General features: G+C 52.9%; 4 protein-coding genes. All 4 read right to left on the bottom strand.

Features of this window, described 5'->3' with window-relative positions; all coding sequences use genetic code 11:
- The coding region (locus Q0257_RS08595; RefSeq protein ID WP_298024060.1) for a hypothetical protein at nucleotides 1-284 on the bottom strand (284 nt) is incomplete at its 3' end.
- Between the two features lie 182 nt (nucleotides 285-466).
- A complete protein-coding gene (locus Q0257_RS08590) occupies nucleotides 467-1,687 on the bottom strand; it encodes a thiamine phosphate synthase (protein ID WP_298024057.1) in 1,221 nt (406 codons plus the stop codon).
- Complete coding sequence (locus tag Q0257_RS08585; protein WP_298024054.1) at nucleotides 1,681-2,397, bottom strand: hypothetical protein; 717 nt, start codon at nucleotides 2,395-2,397, stop codon at nucleotides 1,681-1,683. The genes Q0257_RS08590 and Q0257_RS08585 overlap by 7 nt, the downstream gene beginning before the upstream one ends.
- A complete protein-coding gene (gene thiH / locus Q0257_RS08580; protein ID WP_298024050.1) occupies nucleotides 2,390-3,523 on the bottom strand; it encodes a 2-iminoacetate synthase ThiH in 1,134 nt (377 codons plus the stop codon). Before thiH ends, Q0257_RS08585 begins: the two co-directional genes overlap by 8 nt.
- Between the last annotated feature and the right edge of the window lie 47 nt (nucleotides 3,524-3,570).

The raw sequence follows: 3,570 nt of genomic DNA, 5'->3' as shown, positions 1-3,570 counted from the left end.
TCTTTTGAGTTTAAATTCATGTCGTTTAAATTTCTATCTCGAAAATTTGCGCCGCAAAGATAATCGGCTTGCGGTTTGGGATCTGTTTGATCAAAATTCGTATTTTTAAAGTTTTTGCTACTCAAATTTGCATCGTTTAAATTTAATGATCTGCGATCCGCCGCATCGCTGAAATCCGTATCGTCAAAGATGTCGGCGTTAGCGCCTTTTCGCAGCTTTTGCTTTAAGTTCTGGTGCCCTTCGTTTAGAAGCTTTTTAGATTCCTCAAACCGCACTTTATCCAAAAAATATCCTTAAGCTTAAATCTCGCTCGTATTTTATAACTTCGGGCTTAAATCGCAATAAATCACGCCCGTTTCGCGCGTTTTTGATTTTATTAAAAGATGTATTTTTGCATTGCGCCGCATGCGCGAAATGACGGCAGCAAGGGCGCGACAAAAGAAACGGAGCATATTTTCGGATTGATTCATTTCTTAAATTTTCTTATGAAATCGCTCGCGTCCCGCGCCGCCATCGCTGAGCTCATAACGGCGATCCTGTCGGCTCCCGCGCGTAGGACGGAGGCAAAATTGCGCGGCGTTATGCCGCCCAGCGCATAAATTTCGCCGCCGTAAAACCCACGCACGGCGCGGATCAAATTTAGCCCCTTCGGCATGAGCCCCGCCTTGCAATCGGTCGCGAATATGTGGCTCAAGCAGATCGCGCTCGCGCCCAGCTCCAGCGCCTCGCGCGCCTCCGCCTCGCTGTGGCAGGAAGCGACCAATTTTTTAAAATTTGCGCGCAAAAACTCCGCGCCGCACGCCGCACTAAAGCTCCGCAAAATCCCGAGCGGCAGCCATAAATTTCTCTCGCCCGCCTGCAGCGCAAAATCTGCAAAATTATGCACAAAGATCGCGGGCGGGCGCCTTGCACTCTCTGCGCTCTGCGCACCCTCCACACTCTGCGAGTTCTCCACCTCTTTCACGCTCTGTGAATTTTCTACGCCCTCTATACTTTCCGTGTACTGCGCGTTCCGTGAGCTCCCCGCATTTTTTGCACTATGCACATCATTCACATTTTCTGTACTTTGCGCACCCTGCATACTTTCCGCATTTTCTGCGCCCCGTACGCCTTCTGCCGCAAGTTTTGTTTCGCTTGCAGCGCCGCGAAGCGAAATCTCGCCCGGTGCGCTATCATTCGCGCAGTTTGCAGTGCCGGTAAAATTTTCAGACAGAATTTCATCTAAAACACGAGCGGAATTTTTAGACTGTATCTCATCTGTAGCGGCACCGTGCTTGCGGGCCGCATCCGCGCAAAGCTCACTCTTGCCGCCGCCCAAATGGAGCTTTTTTTGCAAAATTTCGTCCTCGTCGCGCTCGTAGAGCGAAATTTTATCCGCGTAGGCCGCGCTCGCGTCTAATTCGCCCCCAAGAGCTTGTATTTCGCCAAATTTAGCAGCGCAAGCTTCATCTGCAAAAATCACGTCCGCACGGGCTGTATCCGCACAAAACCTGCTCTTGCAGGCACGTAAAATTTTCTCAAACAGCGCCGCATAGGCCGCTTCGTCTAAATCCTTTTCACGCACGACGATCTCGCCTACGCCCGCCGCAACAAAATCCGCTATGCGCGCAAGCAGCGCCACCTCGCCGCCGCAGAGCGCGCGATTTGTGATGATCGTAATGCGCGAAGCAAGCTCTAAATCTAGCATCCGCCCGCCCCTTTAAACTCAATATCCGTGCGCGACACCGCACCGAGGTTTAAAGTTTTACTCGCAGCGTTTGATTTTAAAATTTCGCCCGCAGCGCTAAGGTTTAAAATCTCATTCACCAGGATTGAAGCCAAAATCCCTGTCTCCGCGCTAGAGCTTAAAATTCTCGCAGTGCCGCTAGAAATAAAATTATTCGCCGCCGCATCGAAAACTAAATCCATAGCCGAGGTGCTGGAGCTTAAAATTCTGCCCGTCCAGATGGAGGCTAAAATTTTGTTCGCGTCGCTAGAGTTCAAAGCATCTGCCGAACCATTAGATTTTATCGGCTTTGCGTTGCCGCCGCATAAGAACCTGAAGCTCGCGCCGTTTTTAAATTTAAAATTTACGCCGCCCGAGGGCTTGGAATTTGCGCTGCCCTTAAATTTTAAATCCGCGTATGTGTTCCTGGCCCTCAAATTTACACACGCATTTTTAAGCCCAGAATTCCTAACGTTCGCTAGTGCGGCGCCCAAGCCTTTTTTATCTGCCATAGCGCCATCAATTTTATCGCCGTGTGCGGCGCCGCAAAATTCGGCGCCGTATTTTGCGCTGCAAATTTTACTTCTGCACTGGGCAGCACTAAATCCGCCCTCGAGCCTGACGCTGCAAATCTCGCGTCTAACGCCGTAAATTTCATCCATGCTCGCGGCAAAATTTCGTGCCTCACACATAGATATACTCGCTCATCAGCGGCTGCAGCCCGCCGCCGCGGATCGCCTCGCAAACTTCGCTTACGCTGCGCGCGTCGCTGATCTCGAACTGCTCGTCGCCCCTCTGCTCGCTGTGTCCGCCGATACCCACGCTTACGCCCGCTGAAATTTTGCTCGCCGCGATCCTAATCGCATTGTCGCGGAAGCCCGCCCTCTCGCGCGTAGAGATCGTGATCTGCGCACTTGGCAGCAGCAGTCGATACGCACACATGATCTGCAGCAGCTCGCGCTCGCCGACGTCTTTCGGGTTTATTTTGTCGTTGTTGATGATCGGGCGCAGGCGCGGCACCGAAAAGGCAATCTCGGCGCGCGGGTACTTGCGCTGAAGCAGCCACGCGTGTACGCCCGTAGCAAAGGCATCGCGGCGGAAATCCCCGAGCCCCAAAAGCGCCGCAAAGCCCACGCCGCGCATACCGCCTCTAATCGCGCGCTCTTGAGCTGCGAAGCGATACGCAAAAACGCGCTTGTTGCCCGCAAGATGCAGCTGCGCGTAGCGCGCAGGATCGTAGGTTTCTTGAAAAACGGTGACGAAATCGACGCCGCAAGCGTGCAAATAGGCGTAATCGGCGGAGTTTAGCGGATAAATTTCGACGCCGATTACCTTAAAATACTGCCGCGCGAGCTCGCAGGCGCGCCCGATGTAGCGCACGGGGCTGTTTTTCTCGCTCTCGCCCGTGAGGATCAAAATTTCTTCTAACCCGCTCGCCGCTATCGCCTCAAACTCCGCCTTTAACTGCGCCTCATCGAGCCTTGCGCGCGCGATTTTGTTTTTGCAGTTAAAGCCGCAGTAAACGCACAGATTATCGCAGTAATTGGAGATGTAAATCGGCGTGAAAACGGCGATGTTGCTGCCGAAATGCGCCGCCTTCTCGCGCGCCGCAGCTTGCGCGATCTGCTCCAAATGCTCGCCCGCGCGCACGCTTAGTAACGCCGCAAAATCGCGCAAGCCTCTGTTTTTCGCGCCGATCGCCCTTTGCACGTCCGCCTCGCTCGCCTCCTCGCAAAAGCCCTCGCGCATAGCGAGCGTACGCTCCATTGTCTCGCTTCCGATATCCTCCATGCCCGCTAGATAGCCGGTTCCCATCATCTTTAAAATTTTCCTTTTAAATTTTCATTTAAATTCCACGCGGCACG

Origin of the sequence: uncultured Campylobacter sp. (assembly GCF_938018035.1) — a bacterium.
Classification (GTDB): Bacteria; Campylobacterota; Campylobacteria; order Campylobacterales; family Campylobacteraceae; genus Campylobacter_B.
The sequence above is the reverse complement of the archived record's forward strand: the minus strand, read 5'-3'. Positions and strand labels throughout refer to the sequence as shown.